At 37.0% G+C, this 19,971-nt stretch carries 18 protein-coding genes; 16 read left to right on the top strand and 2 right to left on the bottom strand.

The window, feature by feature from the left end:
• Positions 1–152 precede the first annotated feature (152 nt).
• The 15 genes from JNUCC74_RS16655 (at position 153) to wecB (ending at position 15,433) form a co-directional block, all read left to right on the top strand.
• Positions 153–398, top strand: a complete 246-nt coding sequence (locus JNUCC74_RS16655; RefSeq protein ID WP_077318529.1) for a type B 50S ribosomal protein L31 — start codon at positions 153–155, stop codon at positions 396–398.
• Positions 399–811: 413 nt separating this feature from the next.
• Positions 812–1,432: a thymidine kinase gene (locus tag JNUCC74_RS16650; RefSeq protein ID WP_454066162.1), complete on the top strand. Its 621-nt coding sequence runs from the start codon at positions 812–814 to the stop codon at positions 1,430–1,432.
• 356 nt (positions 1,433–1,788) lie between these two features.
• The gene (gene prfA, locus JNUCC74_RS16645; RefSeq protein WP_077318526.1) at positions 1,789–2,859 is read left to right on the top strand and encodes a peptide chain release factor 1; all 1,071 of its coding nucleotides are present in this window, start codon (positions 1,789–1,791) and stop codon (positions 2,857–2,859) included.
• Positions 2,860–2,872: 13 nt separating this feature from the next.
• Positions 2,873–3,724: a peptide chain release factor N(5)-glutamine methyltransferase gene (gene prmC, locus JNUCC74_RS16640; protein ID WP_454066161.1), complete on the top strand. Its 852-nt coding sequence runs from the start codon at positions 2,873–2,875 to the stop codon at positions 3,722–3,724.
• Between the two features lie 70 nt (positions 3,725–3,794).
• Complete coding sequence (spoIIR, locus tag JNUCC74_RS16635) at positions 3,795–4,406, top strand: stage II sporulation protein R (RefSeq protein ID WP_077318525.1); 612 nt, start codon at positions 3,795–3,797, stop codon at positions 4,404–4,406.
• Positions 4,407–4,476: 70 nt separating this feature from the next.
• Positions 4,477–4,878 carry a GNAT family N-acetyltransferase gene (locus tag JNUCC74_RS16630; RefSeq protein ID WP_077318524.1) on the top strand — a complete coding sequence of 134 codons (402 nt, stop codon included), beginning with the start codon at positions 4,477–4,479 and terminating at the stop codon, positions 4,876–4,878.
• Positions 4,879–5,361: 483 nt separating this feature from the next.
• On the top strand, positions 5,362–6,387 hold the full coding sequence (locus tag JNUCC74_RS16625) for an L-threonylcarbamoyladenylate synthase (RefSeq protein WP_454066160.1): 1,026 nt from the start codon (positions 5,362–5,364) through the stop codon (positions 6,385–6,387).
• 239 nt (positions 6,388–6,626) lie between these two features.
• Entirely contained in the window at positions 6,627–7,175 is a 549-nt protein-coding gene (locus JNUCC74_RS16620; RefSeq protein ID WP_454066159.1) for a manganese efflux pump MntP, read from the top strand.
• Positions 7,176–7,610: 435 nt separating this feature from the next.
• Positions 7,611–8,216: a low molecular weight protein arginine phosphatase gene (locus JNUCC74_RS16615; protein ID WP_454066158.1), complete on the top strand. Its 606-nt coding sequence runs from the start codon at positions 7,611–7,613 to the stop codon at positions 8,214–8,216.
• A gap of 14 nt (positions 8,217–8,230) precedes the next feature.
• Positions 8,231–9,526: a methyl-accepting chemotaxis protein gene (locus JNUCC74_RS16610; RefSeq protein ID WP_454066157.1), complete on the top strand. Its 1,296-nt coding sequence runs from the start codon at positions 8,231–8,233 to the stop codon at positions 9,524–9,526.
• 388 nt (positions 9,527–9,914) lie between these two features.
• Positions 9,915–10,355 carry a ribose 5-phosphate isomerase B gene (gene rpiB, locus JNUCC74_RS16605; RefSeq protein WP_454066156.1) on the top strand — a complete coding sequence of 147 codons (441 nt, stop codon included), beginning with the start codon at positions 9,915–9,917 and terminating at the stop codon, positions 10,353–10,355.
• Between the two features lie 646 nt (positions 10,356–11,001).
• The gene (locus JNUCC74_RS16600; protein WP_454066155.1) at positions 11,002–11,544 is read left to right on the top strand and encodes a TIGR01440 family protein; all 543 of its coding nucleotides are present in this window, start codon (positions 11,002–11,004) and stop codon (positions 11,542–11,544) included.
• Positions 11,545–11,908: 364 nt separating this feature from the next.
• Complete coding sequence (locus JNUCC74_RS16595) at positions 11,909–13,153, top strand: serine hydroxymethyltransferase (protein ID WP_454066154.1); 1,245 nt, start codon at positions 11,909–11,911, stop codon at positions 13,151–13,153.
• Between the two features lie 369 nt (positions 13,154–13,522).
• Positions 13,523–14,152, top strand: coding sequence for a uracil phosphoribosyltransferase (gene upp / locus JNUCC74_RS16590; protein WP_077318516.1), 630 nt, complete (start codon positions 13,523–13,525; stop codon positions 14,150–14,152).
• 165 nt (positions 14,153–14,317) lie between these two features.
• The gene (gene wecB / locus JNUCC74_RS16585) at positions 14,318–15,433 is read left to right on the top strand and encodes a non-hydrolyzing UDP-N-acetylglucosamine 2-epimerase (protein WP_454066153.1); all 1,116 of its coding nucleotides are present in this window, start codon (positions 14,318–14,320) and stop codon (positions 15,431–15,433) included.
• A 387-nt stretch (positions 15,434–15,820) separates the two neighbouring features.
• On the opposite strand, the gene JNUCC74_RS16580 is transcribed toward wecB, so the two are convergent.
• Positions 15,821–16,687 (bottom strand): IS3 family transposase, encoded by an 867-nt coding sequence (locus JNUCC74_RS16580; RefSeq protein WP_454065614.1) that lies wholly within the window; start codon positions 16,685–16,687, stop codon positions 15,821–15,823.
• Positions 16,651–17,208, bottom strand: coding sequence for a helix-turn-helix domain-containing protein (locus JNUCC74_RS16575; protein WP_454065613.1), 558 nt, complete (start codon positions 17,206–17,208; stop codon positions 16,651–16,653). The genes JNUCC74_RS16580 and JNUCC74_RS16575 overlap by 37 nt, the downstream gene beginning before the upstream one ends.
• A gap of 266 nt (positions 17,209–17,474) precedes the next feature.
• Between JNUCC74_RS16575 and JNUCC74_RS16570 the strand changes: the two genes are divergently transcribed.
• Positions 17,475–19,682, top strand: coding sequence for a S8 family serine peptidase (locus JNUCC74_RS16570; RefSeq protein ID WP_454066152.1), 2,208 nt, complete (start codon positions 17,475–17,477; stop codon positions 19,680–19,682).
• The last annotated feature ends 289 nt before the right edge of the window (positions 19,683–19,971 follow it).

Raw genomic sequence — 19,971 nt, 5'->3', positions numbered from 1 at the left:
TACCGTTATATAAAGGTAAAACATACTATTGCATTCCATGAATCATCCTGTTATAATCTTTTTATGTGAGTTTAGATAAGGTATTATACCTGTGACGGCTCTTGCAATAACTCTGTTTCCAATGGATTCAGGGCAAAAAGGAGTGGAAAGACATGAAAAAAGATATTCATCCAGAGTACAGAAAAGTAGTATTTCTTGATACAAGTTCTGACTTTAAATTCTTGAGTGGTTCTACCAAATCTTCAAATGAAACGATTGAATGGGAAGACGGAAATACGTATCCATTAATTCGTGTGGAGATTAGTTCAGCTTCACATCCATTCTACACTGGTAAGCAAAAAGCTGATAAAGTAGGTGGACGTGTAGATCGCTTCAAGAAGAAATATAATATGAAGTAAGTGGAAGAGAAAGATTCTACTACAAAAGATTTTACAATAACGTATAAAACAGGCAAAATGTCGCATCTTTGCCTGTTTTTTAGTTTTTTTATTGCCTTATGAAACGATAAATCTTGTCATTGCAGGTAATTTTTCTATGACATTTCGTCTTATCTAGCTTCTGTTTTAGGATTAACATAAATTAAATGGACACGTTAATAGGTAGAAGAACTGATCTGTCTAATTGGCTAAGGCTAACAAACAGCGGGAGATAAAAGTCAGTCTCGGCTAGATTAAAGTTTTGCCTTGTAAAATATGTGAAACCGTTCTTTTTTAGAAGTATAAATTTAAAGGTTTTGTACCTTCTCGTAGTTATAAATAGATCAGATGCGGGTAAACAATTTTAGAAATGATTGAAAGAGAGGGCATAGAGCATGTATGTGATGAAACAAAGCGGCTGGGTGGAAGTGATTTGCGGTAGTATGTTTTCTGGGAAATCTGAGGAATTGATACGTCGTGTGAGACGTGCTACATATGCTAACCTGGTAGTTCGAGTATTTAAACCGGCTATTGATAATCGTTATGAAGAGGATGCTGTTGTTTCTCATAACGGTGCTTCACTAATTGCCAGACCGATTAAAGATATAGCAGAACTAATGGAACATATAGACGAAAAAGTAGATATCGTTGGGATAGATGAAGCCCAGTTTTTTAGTGAATCTATTATTACAATTGTTGAACAATTGGCGAATAAAGGGATACGTGTTATCGTTGCCGGTTTAGATTCGGATTTTCGTGGTGAACCATTTGGTCCAATGCCGAAGCTAATGGCTTTAAGTGAATCTGTCACTAAATTAAACGCAATTTGCCCAATTTGTGGATCTCCTGCAAGCAGAACACAGCGTTTAATAGATGGTAAACCTGCCTCTTATCATGATCCGGTCATTCTGGTTGGCGCTTCTGAATCCTATGAGCCAAGATGTCGGCATCATCATGAGGTTCCTGATAAACCAAACTATATTATAGCTGAAAAATTGTCCAAGCTTAATCCATAAAGGCGCTATCAAAGCGTCTTTTTCTTGTTTAGGAAACTTTGTTTTCTATAAATTGTGGATATTACCGTTTAGCTTACCCCAAGCGCCTGTGGTATGGTTTCTAGCTTATTCTCCTTGAGCTGAAGTAAACTTCGAACCGCTTTCTGCGATGAGTGAACGTTATATGTGTTGTTGGTTAATTATATGTAATAACACTAGATGTTTAGCATTTACTTTAGCTACAAGCGATGGGCTTTCATGTCTTTTCAAATAATAAACCATGCCATTCGTTTTTCAACATCCTTATACACATCGATTTTGACCTTGAAACGGGAGTATACTATAATTATACTGTTAATCAGAAAGAGGTGACCGTGATGTTAGAACGTTTACAATCGTTAGAAGATCGTTATAATAAATTAAATGAGTTGTTAAGTGATCCGGAAGTAATTAGCGATTCAACAAAACTTCGAGAATATTCAAAGGAACAGGCTGGACTAGAGGATGTTGTTCAAGTATATCGTGAATATAAAGATGTGATGCAAGAGTTAAAAGATGCGAAAGAGATGCAAGAAGAACAGCTGGATGAAGAAATGGCAGAAATGGTGAAGCTGGAAATTGCTGATCTTACTGAGAGGAAAGAAGTATTAGAGGAAAGGCTAAAAATTTTATTATTACCCAAAGATCCCAATGATGATAAAAACGTCTTTATGGAAATACGTGGTGCAGCAGGTGGAGATGAGGCTGCGTTATTTGCTGGTGATTTATATCGTATGTATAATCGTTATGCCGAAAGTAACGGGTGGAAAACAGAGGTAATGGAAGTCCATTCGACAGGCGTTGGTGGATATAAGGAAATTATCTTTATGATTAACGGAAAAGGTGCTTATTCACGCCTTAAATATGAAAATGGTGCACATCGCGTGCAACGGGTTCCAGAAACAGAATCAGGAGGACGTATTCATACGTCAACAGCGACGGTAGCTGTACTTCCTGAAGCCGAAGAAGTTGAAGTGGAAATTCATGAAAAAGACATTCGCGTTGATACATTTGCCTCTAGCGGACCAGGAGGACAAAGTGTTAATACAACGATGTCTGCTGTTCGTTTAACACATCTTCCAACAGGCATTGTTGTTTCTATCCAAGATGAGAAGTCACAGATAAAAAATAAAGAGAAAGCAATGAAGGTTTTACGAGCTCGCATTTATGATATGTACCAACAAGAAGCACAAGCAGAATATGATGAAAATCGTAAATCTGCAGTTGGAACAGGAGACCGCTCTGAGCGTATTCGCACGTATAATTTTCCGCAAAATCGTGTGACAGATCACCGGATTGGTCTTACCATTCAAAAGCTTGATCAAATTTTAGAAGGTAAATTAGATGAAATTATTGATGCGTTAATTATGGAAGATCAAACGAAAAAGCTGGAGCAAATCGGTGAATAAAAGGATGAAAGTAATGAAGCAATATGAAGTCCTTCAATGGGCTTCCCTTTTTTTAAAGAAGCATCAACGAGAAGAACGGGTAGCAGAAATTCTTTTAGAGCATTTTTTACAAGTATCATCATCAGCTTTTTATATGAACATGCAAGAACCGGTTTCAGAGGAAGTGTTAGAGAAGTATAAAAAGGCTATTCAGCAGCATGCTGAAATGGGAATACCTGTTCAGCATATTATGGGTTATGCTTCATTTTACGGACGAAAATATAAAGTTAATAAGCATGTACTTATCCCGAGACCAGAGACAGAAGAACTGGTTCACTACGTCATTCAAACAGTAAAGAAGCAATTTGAAAATCAGGCACTTACAATTGTTGATATTGGAACAGGAAGCGGGGTGATTGCAATCACGCTCGCTTTGGAACTAAAGAATGTAAACGTCTATGCTACTGATATTTCAAAGCTTGCTTTAACTGTAGCCAGAGAGAATGCAAAAAAACATCAAGCTTCTGTCCAATTTTTAATGGGAGACTTTTTAGAGCCAGTACACAAAAATGATATTCAAGCAGATATTATAGTTTCTAACCCGCCATATATTGCACAAACGGAAGCTAGTTTGTTGACAGATACGGTAAAAAATTTCGATCCAAAGCTTGCTCTGTTTGCTAAGAATGAGGGATTAGCTGCGTATCAACAAATAATAAACCAAACAAAGGAAATGCCTACACCGCCTTCATTTATCGCTTTTGAAATCGGTCATCGTCAGGCTGCAGCGGTATCTAAGTTAGTGCATCAAGCTCATCCAAATGGTGATCTGCAAGTGTTAAAGGATATAAATAGAAAAGACCGCATTGTCGCTGTAAAAATATAATTTATAAGAATACTAGTTTAAAATCATCAGCCCTTGTCCATAATGATGGATAGCAAAGGAGGAAATAGTGATGAAGAAGCTAGTATTTTTTGTTTTTATATGTTTCATAGTATTTCTTAGTATTCCAGCGCAAGTAGTTAGTCAAAAAGATAATGCGAACGTCAAGGAGGATTTTCAAGTCATTCCTGATGAAGCGATTCGCTTACGTATATTAGCTCATAGCGATAATCAAGAAGATCAAACATTAAAGCGTCTTGTCCGTGATCGGGTTAATGAAGAAATTACAACCTGGGTGGAAGAGATTACAGATATTGAGCAAGCTAGACAAATAATAGAACAACGTATTCCTGAAGTTGAAAGCATAGTTAAAGAAGTATTGGAAGAATCCGAGGTAAATCAAGAATTTGAAGTAAAATATGGTAACAACGTATCCTTTCCAGCAAAAGTTTATGGATCTTATGTATATCCTGCGGGAGAGTATGAAGCAGTGTTAATCACGATTGGAGAAGGAAAAGGGGATAATTGGTGGTGTGTGTTATTTCCACCGTTATGTTTTCTCGACTTTTCTAATGGCACAAACGCTGTCTCTGCTGAAGATGCACATCGTGAAGAGATGAAGGAAGACGAAGAAGAAGAACCTGAAGTAACGTTTTTTCTCTTTGAATGGCTAGGATGGTCATAGTTTTAAGAAACCGTGCATAAAATAAACTAATTCGGTAAAGACTATTAAATCGTAATAGAGGTGAGTAGAAATGAATTTAATTCAGGCAAATAAGGCATCAAAGGAACAATTAGAGCAATTTTTACAAACGAACCCAAATGTGAACAAACATAGTTTATTCCAATACGGTTACGTAGTAGAGATGAGAGGGAATATTGAAGGCTGTTTTACCTTGGAAGAGATTGAGGAAGGTACGTATTGGTTGAAGCAGCTTTACATTACGCAGTCCGAAGCGGCGATCCTTCCTGTGCTTTTGGAAGCTATTTTAACAATGGCCAAGCAGAGGCATGCTCAACGTGTATATGTTCACAGTCATCAGCCGGTAGTGGATATTTTGCTGGAAGCGCTGCAATTTCATCCACAAAAAGAGAGAGTATCTGTGAATAATTACGATAAAAGTAATGGGAATTGGTGGTTATACCATGTTTCTTAACATATTCACAGTATTACCCACAGAATTTGTGGATAACTATCGTGTTTCCTGTGGATTATGTGAATAAATATAATTAGCAGGAGTAATAGGCGAGATTGAAAATAATAAGTCTGTGGATATCTCTGTTGAGTAATTGTCCACAGATTTTGTTTTCTATATTAAATTACTATCGTTACATAAACTTTTTAAGCAAAGGTCAACTTAGGCAGTGTCAGTGTTTTTATTAATGGAAATCTAACTAAAATATATAGAAAACCTTATAATTAAGGAATGGTAGTCCTGTCCAACTCCCTAATTATAAGGAGCTACATCCATAAACAATCATTTCGTAAAAACTATATTCTAGGAAAATATACATCCATTAGATGCGATACTTATCGGAAAAAATGATTGCTCCTGCTGGGATTGAATTTGAACTAAGATGATTGCGTAAATAATCTTGTTCTACTAAAATGATGATAGTAGAAAAGAGGTAAAGCCATAATGGAAACAAAATATTGGGATAGCTATCATAATGCCGAAGAACAGCAATTGGCTATCCAGCAAGCAGCAAAATTACTTCAGCAAGGAGAAGCTGTTGCTTTTCCAACGGAAACGGTCTATGGTTTAGGTGCAAATGCTACGGATGAACAAGCTGTCAATAAAATTTTTAATGCAAAGGGACGCCCACAGGATAACCCATTAATTACTCATGTTGCATCGAAATCACAAATAGCGGAACTTGTTACGGATTGGCCGGATTATGTGGATAAGTTAATGGAACTATATACTCCAGGCCCCATTACGTTTGTATTACTGAGTAATGGCCGATGCGCCCCCAATGTAACAGCCGGACTTAATACAGTTGGAGTACGTATACCGAGTCATCCTATTGCTCAACAATTATTAACAGCATGTGGTTTGCCGATTGCAGCTCCAAGTGCGAACATATCTGGAAAACCGAGCCCTACTACTGCTTTACATGTATGGGAAGATTTAAACGGAAAAATTGCCGGAATTTTAGATGGAGGTCCGACCGGCGTTGGTCTAGAGTCGACAGTGATTGACTGTACAAATAGTATTCCTATTATTTTAAGACCGGGAGGGATCACCAAAGAACAAATAGAACAAGCAGCTGGATCGGTAATGGTAGATCCAGGATTAGCTGTTAAAACAGAAAAACCAAAAGCTCCTGGTATGAAATATCGGCATTATTCTCCAGAAGTACCTTTATGGATTGTTAATGGAGGAAAGCAAAACATTAAACAAACGATTGATCAACTTCAAGCTGAAGGTAAACGAGTTGGGTTGATGGGTACTGCTCAAATGATTGATGGTCTCCATGCCCACTCAACCATTTCATTAGGGGAAACGATGGAGCAAGTAGCGACAAACTTATATGACGCTTTACGAACCTTTAAACGAGAGGATGTGGATGTTATTGTTTGTCAATCTTTTTCAGAACGGGGCATTGGACAAGCTGTCATGAATCGGTTGACGAAAGCAGCGAGCAACCATATTCACGTATAATACACACTAGCGCATTTTGTGTATTGCACCTCGAACATTACTAACATTAGTATGTTTGAGGTGTTTATTTATGTTTAAATCCAGGGAAAGAGTGAAATTGACTTAACGTATCTATTTTAGGCTTAATTAATCTATTTTTGTTTCAAAAATCGAATGAAATGAAGTGAATCTTAACCAGGTTGTACATATTTTTTCTTGGGCACACATATAGTTTATAAGCATGTCCAAGGAGGATTGTAATGTCAGGTTATATTGGAGAAATAACTGCTTTATTGTTTATAGCATTTGCACTTGGATTAGATGCTTTTTCCGTTAGTCTGGGACTAGGTATGCAACGGCTCCGATTAAAGCGGATAGCTCTTATCGGTACTGTTATAGGTTTATTTCATATTATGATGCCATTTATTGGAATTATATTTGGTAAGCTGATTTCAGAGCAAATCGGGCATTTGACAACCGTTGTTGGAGCATTTTTGTTAATAGGGATTGGGGCGCAAATGTTTTTTTCTGCATTTAGCGACCAGATAAAGATCATTCAACCGATAGGAATGGGTTTATTTTTATTGGCATTAAGCTTAAGCATCGATAGCTTTTCAGTTGGATTGAGTCTCGGTATCTCAGGGATTAAAACAGCTTTTTCCCTCATTTTATTTGGAATGATAAGCGCAGTACTCTCTTGGATAGGCATGCTAATCGGAAAAAAGGTTCATGGGTATTTAGGAGTGTATAGTGAATTATTAGGTGGGAGTATTTTAATCGCATTTGGCATGCGTCTCCTATTTAGTTAACTGTTTATAACAGGGATCTCTTAGTTGGTCAATAGTTTAAACATTATTTAGAAATGATCAGTTTAAAATATATCCTCATTTAATATTTAATTACTAGCTAAATAAAAAGCAAGCATAATTGTATAAATTATGAATAAGGATAGACAATACATATCCCTCCACATCGGTTCTTCAATTGGATAGACAGATGAGGAGTTTTTTGCTGCTAACCATGAAAGAACTGTATGGATATGGTATATTAGTAGGAGAGTAACGTCTCTTAAATAAGAATAGAAGATGTGTTACAAGGATTAACAATAGAACGTATGTATTTTGGTGTTGGAAATATGCTTCCAAAATTAATATGTTCTATTGTGAAAAACGTAACGACAAAAGAATGGGAACTATTTTTGTCATATTAGCACGAAAAATTTTTAATTGGAGGTACCGGCTGCAATGAAGTTGTTATTTGTATGTACAGGTAATACGTGCCGAAGCCCTATGGCTGAAGCCTTAGCAAAGCATAAAATCTTAAATATAGAGGTGAAATCAGCTGGTGTTTTTGCCGTCGAAAATCAACAAGCCAGTCCCAAAGCAATTGAAGCGCTCAAAGAGAAAGGAATCGAGCTGGATCATCGTTCCCAACCAGTTACGCAAGAATTGCTTAATTGGGCAGATATTGTATTAACCATGACGACTCAACATAAACAGTCATTAATTATGGAGTACCCCAACTTTCAAGAAAAGTATTACACTTTTAAAGAATATGTATTAGAAGCCGATAAAAAAGTATGGGAGCAATTGAAGAAGGCATATGCGGATTATGAGGAAAAAAGGTCGATATTTATCCAGAAAAATCAGCATAAATTAGACAATTCTTTGCTAGACCAACAAATACAAGAACATCTTGCAGAAGAAATAGAAAATATTAGACGATTGGAAGCAAACTTAATAAATTATGACATCTCAGATCCTTTCGGCGGTGATTTGCGTGTATATAAGAATACGTTGGAGGAATTGGATAAATATATTGACCTATTACGAAAAAAAATCTCGAAATAGGTGGGGAAAGTTTTATGGAGACAAAGAAGTATCGGTTCAGTTTACGGTTGAAGCTGGTATTATTTACGACTACTTTAGCTTTGGTAACGTATTCAGTAAGCGCTATATTCATTTATGTTGTTTATGACTATGTAAAAGATTTTATGAGTGTTTCTGAACATTTTTTTACGATAACAACTTTTATATTGGGAATTATTTGGTCAGGCATTTTAGCCTTTTTTGCAGCAAGATTTATTGTCAAGCCGCTTGAAAAATTAGAAGCTGCTGCATCTGAGGCTGCTAAAGGAAACTTAAAACAAGTCATTGAAATTTCGAAGTCGGATGATGAAATTAAAGCATTGGCAATATCTTTTGATAAAATGCTTAAAAATCTAACCGATATCGTACATAATATAGACAAACACTTTGAAAGCACGAATACATCAGTTATTCATATTCGGGAGGCTTCTGAACAGGCAAACCAGCACTCACTTTCAATTCGCTCTTCAGCAGATGAAATTTCCAAAGGGGCTGAAAGTGCTTCAGAAGCAATTCAAAATACAGCAGAAGCAGTGGAACTTGCTACAGAGCTTGCAGAAGAAGTCCAACGAAAAGCAACTGATTCCAAGAATAAATCCAATGCTATGCTGGAGATTTTGGAACATAGCAAGCAATCTGTTAATCAATTAGTAGATGGCATACAAAAACTAGCGGATGAACAAGAAGCATCTTTAAAAGATGTAGATCATTTAAAAGAAAATGCTTTGCAAGTAGAGACAATTATTACGATGGTTGGAGAAATTGCTGAACAAACAAATTTATTAGCATTAAACGCTTCGATTGAAGCAGCACGTGCCGGTGAGCATGGTAAAGGGTTTGCAGTTGTAGCGGATGAAATTCGTAAATTAGCAGATCAAAGTGCTCAGGCTGTACAACGAATTTCTGGATTGATTACTGCTATTCAAGAAGACGTTGCTGCTGTAGTAAATAAAATAGATGATAACGTATCCTATGCTAAACAAGAAGCCGATAATGGGAAGAAGACAAATACTGTCATTGCCGAAATGTCTGGATCTGTGGAAGATGTGGCTACAGAAATTGGTCGGATTACTAATTTAGTTGATCGACAGCTGCAAGCAATTCAAGAAACGGTAAAACAATCTCAGGAGGTTGCAGCTGTTGCTGAGGAAACGTCAGCTGGTGCGGAGGAAGTTAATGCCTCCATTCACGAACAAGCATCGACGATTGAAAGGGTTGATGAGCTGGCGCATGAATTAGAAGAACAAGCAAGTATTCTAAATCAACAAATCAATCAATTTAAAGTAAAGTGAAATTCTCCGACGGAATGTTAATAGAACCAAGCGGGCATTTAGATAACGTTAATTCTAGATAGAATTTTGGAGTGTATCTATCATTTTGTTTGTGGGGTGTACGGTACCTTTGATGCGTGATAAAGTAGACTTAGAAGCTTTTATCCCGCATGTAAGGTGCCGTAAGCCCCCACTTCAAGAGCCTGAGTTGGTACAAAAGGGTCTAAGTGGGAGAAAACGGCACCTAAATGCCCGATTCGTTTAAGGGCTTTTAGGTCATACCCTTGCGGTACTAACATTCAGTAGGATATGGAAGAAAATTCCTACTGAATGAAGTTTCACTTTATCTCCTGGATAAGAAGTAAAACAATAAAAAATAGTTCAACCATAAGAAAAGGAGTTAAATCAAATGAAAGTAATTATTACGGCTGACCATGCAGGAATGACAATTAGAAACGAGATCAAGGAATTATTAAAGGAAATGAATATTGAATTTGAAGATACTGGTTGCAGTTGTGAAGAGTCAGTTGACTATCCGGATTATGCATTACCGGCTGCAGAACGAATTGCTAATGGGGAATTTGATCGTGGGATTTTTATTTGTGGAACTGGAATAGGAATGTCTATTGCGGCAAACAAAGTCAAAGGTATTCGTTGTGCGTTAACGCATGATGTATATAGTGCAAAATTAACTCGACAGCATAATGATTCCAATGTGATCGCATTGGGAGAACGGGTTATAGGGCCTGGGTTAGCTCGGGAAATAGTAAAAGTTTGGTTAGAAACGGCGTTTGATGGTGGTCGGCATGAAAATCGAATTAATAAAATAACCAAATATGAGGATAGTTAACATACAAACCAATAAAATTGCTTGTTCAATAGGGAGTTATTAAACCAGCTATACTTTTACGCTAGAAAATTTTACGGCAACTCATTTAATTTTTAAGCTATGCTTACGTTTGTAGAAATTTGTTTTTCATTTTTAATGTGAACCACCTTGAAATTAAGTATTTCCTCTTCCAAAGAGAGCCAAGTAGCGTTAACTCCTTATATAAAGCTGCTAAGTTTCATTTATCCCGCATGTAAGGTGCCGTAAGACTCCCACTTCAATACCTGAGTTGATACAAAAGGTCTAAGTGGGAGAAAACGGCACCTAAATGCCCGATTGGTTCAACTAACATTCAGTAGGATATGGAAGAAAACTCCTACTGAATGAAGGTTCATTTTATATGTAAAACTTAAAAAGTTACCCTGAATGAAAGATTCCGTAAGACTCTCACTTCAAGAATTGTAGGAGATACAAGGAAGAACTTAAATGGGAAATAACGGCCTAAATTCCTGATTCGTTTCGGAGGTCTTTAGGTCATACCTTTGTGATACTAACATGCAGCAGAGAATGGAGGAAAAGCTACTACTAAATGAAGTTTTACTTTATAGTATGACTAACTATACTTTAATTTTACTTTCTTTTAATATAAAGGACAGGTGTTATCATCATGGATAAGCAAAAATTGTTAGGTCAATTAGCTACAATACGAGAAGAATGGCTGCAATCTAATTACTTAAAACAAGGAGAACTATTTATAGTCGGCTGTTCCACTAGTGAGGTAGCCGGAGAGAGAATTGGGACAGCTGGTAGTGAAGAAATTGCAGTATTAATTTATAATGAATTATGGAAGCTGCAAAAAAAATCTGGTATTCAGCTTTGCTTTCAATGCTGTGAACATTTAAATCGAGCAATTGTAATGGAAAGAAGTACGATGGAGCAATTTCATTTAGAAGAGGTGACGGTTATTCCCGTTCCAAATGCTGGGGGGGCAATGGCAGCTTATGCCTTTAAACAACTTGAGAATCCAGTGGTAGTCGAATCGGTAGTTGCCCATGCAGGTATGGATATTGGTGAAACAATGATTGGTATGCATTTAAAATCAGTAGCCGTCCCCCTCAGATTTACGGAACGTTTTATTGGAAACGCCCGAATTACTGCAGCCTATACACGACCGAAACGAATTGGCGGAGCCCGTGCTGTTTATCCTTAAGCTTAATTTGAATTATTTCTAAAGAGTGTTCAAAAAATCGGTAATAATCATAGAGCGAATTGGAAGGGAAAAGCTTTTCCTACGTGGGGTAGGGTTTCGAGGAAGTCAACTTAATAACTCATGTATTTAAATAACATACACTGTACTTCGACACTACGACGCTTTAATCTTCGACTCGACAGGATGTGCTAGTCTCGGCGTTGCAATATACGGATTAAGTAGTAATCTCAATTTTTCAAGGAAGTTATCATAGCTGACCTCGGTCTAGTTATCCTTTTTTTGAATACACCCTTCAATGAATAAATTTGTCCTTAAAACGAAATAACGATAAAATGAAACTATTACATTCGAGGAGGTATTAACGATGGAACATGTAAAGCGGACAGATGTTGAATTATACCAAGCCATCCAAGCTGAAAAGAAGCGCCAGCAAGATAAGATTGAACTAATTGCCTCGGAGAATTTTGTCTCTGAAGCAGTTATGGAAGCAATGGGCTCCGTACTGACGAATAAATATGCAGAAGGTTATCCTGGAAAGCGATATTATGGTGGCTGTGAACATGTAGATGTTGCAGAGAATTTAGCTCGAGATCGTGCAAAGGAGCTATTTGGTGCTGATCACGCTAATGTACAGCCTCATTCAGGGGCACAAGCAAATATGGCTGTCTACTTTACCGTATTAGAACCTGGTGATACGGTGCTCGGTATGAATCTTAGCCATGGTGGTCATTTAACTCATGGCAGTCCTGTTAACTTCAGTGGTACACTTTATAATTTTGTTGATTATGGCGTAGATGAAAAAACAGAAAAGTTAGATTATGATGCTGTTTTACAAAAAGCTAAGGAAGTAAGGCCAAAATTAATAGTTGCAGGAGCTAGTGCCTATTCACGAATTATTGATTTTGCAAAATTTAAAGATATTGCAGATCAAGTAGGAGCCTATCTAATGGTTGATATGGCGCATATCGCTGGTTTAGTCGCAGCTGGTTTACATCCTAATCCGGTACCATATTCAGACTTTGTAACAACAACTACCCATAAAACATTACGTGGTCCACGCGGTGGTATGATTTTATGTAAAGAAGAATATGCAAAAAAAATTGATAAAGCAGTATTTCCTGGTATGCAAGGCGGACCACTTATGCACATTATTGCAGCAAAAGCTGTTTCTTTCAAAGAGGCTTTATCGGATTCATTCAAAACATATTGTAAGAAGATTATTGAAAACGCTAATGCTTTAGCTGAAGCTTTGCAAGCAGAAGGAATACGTATTGTCTCTGGCGGGACGGATAACCATCTTTTATTACTTGATGTTACTCCACTTGGATTAACTGGAAAGATAGCTGAGCAAGTACTTGATGATATCGGAATTACTGCAAATAAAAATACAATTCCTTTTGATAAAGAAAGTCCATTCATCACTAGTGGTCTTCGTATTGGAACGGCAGCAGTAACCACTCGCGGTTTTGGAAAAGAAGAAATGAAGGAAATAGCAAACATCATTTCACTTACATTAAAAAATCATGAAGATGAAAATGCGTTAACAACAGCTGAACAACGTGTAAAAGCATTGACAGAAAAGTTTCCGCTTTATACCGTATATGCTTAAAATACAGAGATGCTCAAGACAAGAGCATCTCTTCTTTGCGTACTTGTGGTACTAACATTCCGTGTAAAAAGCATTCCACGGAATGAAGTTTCACTTTATCCCGAATGTAAGGATCCGTATTTTTCTCAGATGAGAAAAACGGTTCCTAAATCCCCGATTCGTTCAACTAACATTTCTTGGGAAAGCTCCAAGAAATGAAGTTTCACTTTATCGTATAGGAAAAACGATAGCTTTCTTTCTTCATAAAGACTTGGCGACTAGCCAAGTTTTCTAATATCTATTCTCGAGATTTCGGCACAACTTGCAAGCAAGTCTAATATTGAGTACAATTTTAAAGATGCAACTTAAATTAAAGGAGTGAACGGCAACATGGGAAAGGTTTTCGTACTAGACCATCCACTAATTCAGCATAAACTAACGTACATAAGAGATATAAATACTGGCACGAAGGAGTTTCGTGAGTTAGTTGATGAGGTTTCTATGCTGATGGCATTTGAAATTACTAGAGATTTACCACTTCAAGAAAAAATAATTGAAACACCAGTTACGAAAACGACCTCGAATGTACTGGCTGGTAAAAAAATAGGATTAGTTCCTATTCTTCGGGCTGGGTTAGGTATGGTAGATGGGATGCTGGATTTAATTCCTGCAGCAAAAGTAGGGCATGTCGGTCTTTATCGTGATCCCGAAACATTGAAACCAGTAGAATATTATATTAAATTACCTTCAGATATCCATGAACGTGAATTAATTGTGCTAGATCCAATGTTAGCTACAGGAGGATCGGCGAATGATGCGATCCACTCATTAAAAAACAGAGGTGCAAAGCATGTTCGCTTAATGTGTTTAATTGCAGCTCCTGAAGGTGTAGAAGTAATTAAAAAAGAGCATCCGGATGTTGATATCTATTTGGGAGCTTTAGATGAAAAACTAAATGAAAAAGGATATATTGTTCCCGGTTTAGGTGATGCTGGAGACAGGCTTTTTGGTACAAAATAACGATATTTGCATTGATGGAGAAGTTACCAATGTAACAAATTGGTTGATTCGTATGTGAAGATAACTTTTTTATTTTATACCTTTAAAACAATCAGCTTACGATTGGTAGCTTATTTCCCCGAAGTTAGGGACAAAGTAAAAATGATGGGTCCTGGAGTGAAAAAAATGAGTAAACGAATTAAAGTAATGACGATTTTTGGTACACGACCGGAAGCAATTAAAATGGCTCCACTTGTACTTGAATTAAATAAACGCTCAGAGGAATTTGAATCGATTGTTACCGTTACGGCACAACATCGTGAAATGTTAGATCAAGTGTTGCAAATATTTAACATTACTCCAGATTATGATTTAAACATTATGAAAAAACAACAGACTTTAGCACAAATTACCACTCGTGCTTTAGAAGGCTTAGACGATGTAATGAAGAAAACGAAACCAGATATTGTGCTAGTTCATGGAGATACAACGACAACTTTCGCTGCTTCCCTTGCTGCTTATTATAATCAAATTGCAGTTGGACATGTAGAAGCCGGATTAAGAACCTGGAATAAATATTCTCCTTTTCCGGAAGAAATGAATCGGCAGTTAACAGGGATAATCGCTGACTTGCATTTCTCTCCTACCGAAAAATCGAAACAAAATTTATTGCAGGAGAACAAGGCAGAAGAAACAATTTATGTAACGGGAAATACAGCGATAGATGCGCTAAAAACAACTGTGGATTCCTCCTATAACAGCCCTATTCTAGAACGTTTAGGTTCAAAGCGATTAGTTTTAATGACTGCTCATCGGAGAGAAAACTTGGGAAACAATATGCAACAAATGTTTCGTGCCATTAAACGCTTAGTTGAAACACATCATGATATTCATGTTATTTATCCTGTTCATCTCAACCCAGTTGTTCAGCAGGCGGCTCAAGAAATTTTAGGAAATCACGATCGCATTGATTTAATTGAACCTCTAGGGGTTGTAGATTTTCATAATTTCGCCTCACATGCATATTTAATTCTAACAGATTCTGGCGGAGTGCAGGAAGAGGCGCCATCATTAGGAGTTCCTGTGCTAGTACTAAGAGATACAACAGAACGGCCAGAAGGTATTGAGGCTGGAACATTGAAATTAGCTGGTACGGATGAAGAGACCATTTACAATTTAGCAAATGAATTATTATCAGATAAAGCCGCGCATGAAAAAATGGCAAAAGCGTCTAATCCCTATGGTGATGGACAAGCCTCCCGTAGGATTGCCGATGCGATTATCGATTATTTTAGTAAATAATATACAAGGCTGGGACAAAACTAAAACAGCTGATTAAAAAACGAACAAAAAATCGTTCTTGTACTATAGGAAAGTATAAATTTTTAGGGTTTATCCCGCATGTAAGGTGCCGTAAGTTTCCCACTTCAAGTCCTGAATTGATACAAAAGAGTCAAAGTGGGAGGGGGAGAAAACGGCACCTAAATGCCCGATTGGTTCAAGGGCCTTTAGGTCATACCCTTGCGGTACTAACATTCCGTGTAAAAAGCATTTCACGGAATGAAGTTTCACTTTATCGTATAAGAAAAACTACGGCTTTCGCTAAGGACTTGGCGACAAGCCAAGTTTTTCTAAACGTAAACAAACCGAACAATAATAATGTGATTACCCCCAAAAGTTAGAGTTTTATTATACAGTTGATTGGCTGGATTGCGTTCGATACTCGACTGGGCTCAGCCCGGCCAATTTTTCTTTTATTCGTTCATGATTATACCAATAGATATATTCTTCAATCCGACTTTTTAATTCTTCATAGCTTACTAATTTTTCTCCATAATACATTTCTTGTTTTAAAATGCCAAAAAAATTCTCCATGGAAGCATTATCCGCACAGGTTGCTTTTCTAGACATGCTTTGGAATACTTTATTCTCTTTTAATGTTCTCACCCATTGGTTGTGTTGGTAATGAAAGCCTTGGTCAGAATGGATGGTGGTGCGATAGGTTGCATGATTCTTTATTATCTCTATCGTTTCTTTTAAAGGTTCTATGACAAGATCTAACGTTGGACGTTCCTTGATTTTATACGCAATAATTTCTCCGTTATAAAGGTCAAGAATCGGATTTAAATATAACTTCTCTTCACTTAGACATTTGAATTCTGTAATATCGGTTACTAATTTTTGAAGAGGAATTGGCGTGTTAAAACGGCGAGACAATCGGTTTTTCGCCACTTTTCCAACGTTTCCCTTATAGGAATTGTATTTACGGGATTTTCGCATAAATTTCACACATTTCAATCCCAATTCGCACATAATGCGATATACTTTTTTATGGTTGATAACGTATCCTAATTTATTTAGTTCTCTAGTAATACGTTTATAGCCATAACGTTCATGGAACTTTTTAAATAAATCGATAATGATTTTTTTTAGTACTTTGTCTGAATCTTCTCTGCCAAAATTTTTCACATGATAGTGATAGGTTGCTTCAGGTATGCCCACAATAAGGAGAATATCTTTTAATCGGAATCCTTCTTCTTTAAGTCCAAATGCCACCTTTGCCTGTGCTTTTCGTGGAAGGCATTTGGATTCTCCCGAAAAGCTCGTAGCTTTTTTAGGTACGCATTTTCTAGCCTTAATAGTTCATTCTCTCGTTCTAATATTTCTTCACGTGTTAACTTTTTTTCTTCCTTTTTCTTCCGTTTATTGGGTTTCTTAGACATAGAAGACTCCCCCTTTGGTTTCAGGCCTTCTACTCCTTGTTCCTTAAATTCTTTCATCCAGCGTCTAATTAAGGAAGGGTTGTTCAATTTAAATTGAACAGCAGTTTCTAAAAAAGTAGCACCTGTCTTTAACACAAATTGTATCGTATTTAATTTAAATCGAACAGGATAAAACTTCCTAGCTTTTTTTCTTTTTAACCCATCCATTCCCTGAGACTTATAGACTTTCACCCATTCAAATATTGGTGTTGCGCTACCCATATTATATTTTTTTGCCAATAATTTATATCCTAGGTTGCCATATAAATACTCGGTGACAAGATTTATTTTAAATTCTTCACTATATTTAGCCATAAAAACACCCCCGAAAATTAGATTTCTACTCTAACTTTCGGGGGTCGGTACCTAAATGAATTGTTCGGTTTTTGCTATTTCGTATTTGCTTATGTCCCAGCCCCTTTTATGTTTCTGGAGATTTGTTCATGGTGGATAATTTTAGTATGTATTTATCCACAACCCTCCAGCGACCATCACCTCGAAGTCGCTTCACTCTTCCTGTTATGGGTGTATATTTTTTCCTTCACCTTCAAAAACTAGTTGGAGAAAGGGGGAATAATGTTATGCGTACCCGTGCTTGTCTTCTGTTTTTTATATTGCTAGCAGTTATCATGGTCCCATTCCATGTTCCTAGTTTAGCCTTGCAGCATACGAAAGATAACGACGAGCTTCATTCGTTAATTATTGAAGTAGAAGGAGATCCGAAAAAGCATAAAGACTTTCTGGAACAGTATCATCCTTACATTGAAGTTGTAGCAGTTTATACGAAGTTATTTCAAGGACTTGCGTTACAAGGTGAACCAAAGCAATTAAAGCGTATGGGAAACCTAGAGTTTGTGAAAAATGTTCACCAAGTCCAAACCTATCAAACCCCTAGTTTTCCCCATGTAAAACGTATTGAAGATAATTCAAATATCGTGTTTCCTTCAGAGTTGAATAAAACAGACTACACAGGAAAAGGTGTAAAGGTCGCAGTGATTGATACAGGGATCGATTACCAACATCCAGATTTAGAAAAAAATTACCAAGCTGGCAGAGATTTAGTCGATTTGGATGATGATCCAATGGAAACAAAGCCAGAGGAAGGATTGCCTACCATTCATGGTTCACATGTTGCAGGAATTATTGCGGCCAATGGTCAGTTAAAGGGTGTTGCTCCTGATGCAGAACTTTACGCATACCGTGCTTTAGGGCCAGGGGGTACAGGTACTTCTATTCAAGTGATTGCAGCGATGGAGCAAGCCATCAAGGATGAGGTAGATGTAATTAACCTTTCTCTAGGTAATCGTGTCAATGGACCTGATTATCCTACAAGCGTTGCTGTAAACAAAGCAGTGGAAATGGGAGTAGCGGTTGTTATCGCAAATGGAAATGATGGCCCCGGTGATTGGACGGTTGGTGCACCGGCAACCGCAAATAAGGCTTTGTCTGTAGGAGCAGTAAGTAATGAACAAAAAGTGCCATACTTATACGAACGATGGGCTGATAAAAAAATTGAAATGGTAAACATGGCTGGTTCTATTCCTTGGGAACTAGATACGTTTTATCCAGTCGTAAATGCAACAGAAACCATGGACTTGAAAGGAAGTATTGCACTATATCAGCGCGATGAAATACCATTTATTGAAAAGGCCAAACAGGCTCAAGAAAATGGTGCAAAAGCAGTAGTCATTGCTAATAATGAGGATAAACTTTTTCAGGGGGATATTTCCTCCGTTAACGAACAACTTGATATTCCGGTTGTATCGATTTCCGAAGATGATGGACAATGGTTAATAAATAAATTAAAAAATGAGGAACAATTGTTGTTAGAAACAATATACGAGCACCAAGAAGAAGCGATTGCAAAGTTTAGCTCTAGAGGACCGGTGACTGTAAACTGGAATATTAAACCGGATCTTGTAGCACCAGGGACACGAATTATTAGTACAGTACCTAATGGCTATCAGGCTCTTCAAGGAACTAGTATGGCAGCTCCTCATGTTGCCGGTGTGATTGCTTTAATAAAAGAGGCAAGGCCAAATTGGTCTAATCAGCAAATATATGGAGCTTTAAAAACAACAGCTCTACGTATGGAGTTAGACGGTAAGCCTATAAAGTCGACAGAACAAGGTATGGGAATGGTTCGGCCACAAGAAGCGATTCAAACGGGTACGATTATTGATGATCCTAAGTTAACATTTGGTTTAGTTGATTCATATAGCAGCACGAAAGAAAAAGAGGTTACGATTGAAAATATGAGTGATCACACACAGACGTATTATTTTGATACCCCTTATAAACAAAAAGGAGTGAGCTGGCAATTACCAAGATCATTTACTTTAGCTCCACATGAAAAAAAGAAACTAACGATAGGAGTAAAAATAAACGCTCAACAATTAGATAAAGGCGTGCATCAGGGTTGGATGACTCTTCATCAAAAAGATAAAACATATTATTTGCCTTATTTATTTGTCAATGAATCTGCAGATAACCCAAAAGCAATGGGGTTGGAATTTACTCTAAAACCACTTTCAAACCGCATATTTAATTATCGGTTTTACATGGCAGAGCCAGCGGAGCAAGTAGAAGTAGATCTATATAATCCTGATACGTTAGTTTTTGAACGCAATTTATTCATCCATAAGGATGTAAAGCGAGGAGTAAACAAAGGACAAATAGAGCGGAGCGAAGCTGGTTCCCCGGGGATATATTTAGCTATTATTACAGCTCACTTAGAAACCGGAGAGGCAGTTAGTTATGAATCAATGATCCATATTCCCCCCATTTAAAAACGTAATTCACAAAAACATAGACCATCCTTTGGTCACAAAATTGTCGCGATTTGGACAAGAAAAATCCACTATGCCATTAATTAGGTTTTTCTTGTCCATTTCTATGTGAAACTTTATTTTTAAATTTGGTAAATCATTCCTTAAAATCATGCTAATTATGCATGAAACCAATTGACATTAAATGTTTGCTAATGTAAACTTGCTTAGTGTGGAATAGTAGTGATTTAAATCATGTTTTAAAATTAGCTTCATTATGATAACTACCTGTTCATTTGTTCACATAATC

This window comes from Cerasibacillus sp. JNUCC 74, from assembly GCF_053667775.1.
Note: the sequence above shows the minus strand (reverse complement) of the source record. Positions and strands in the feature narration are given on the sequence as shown.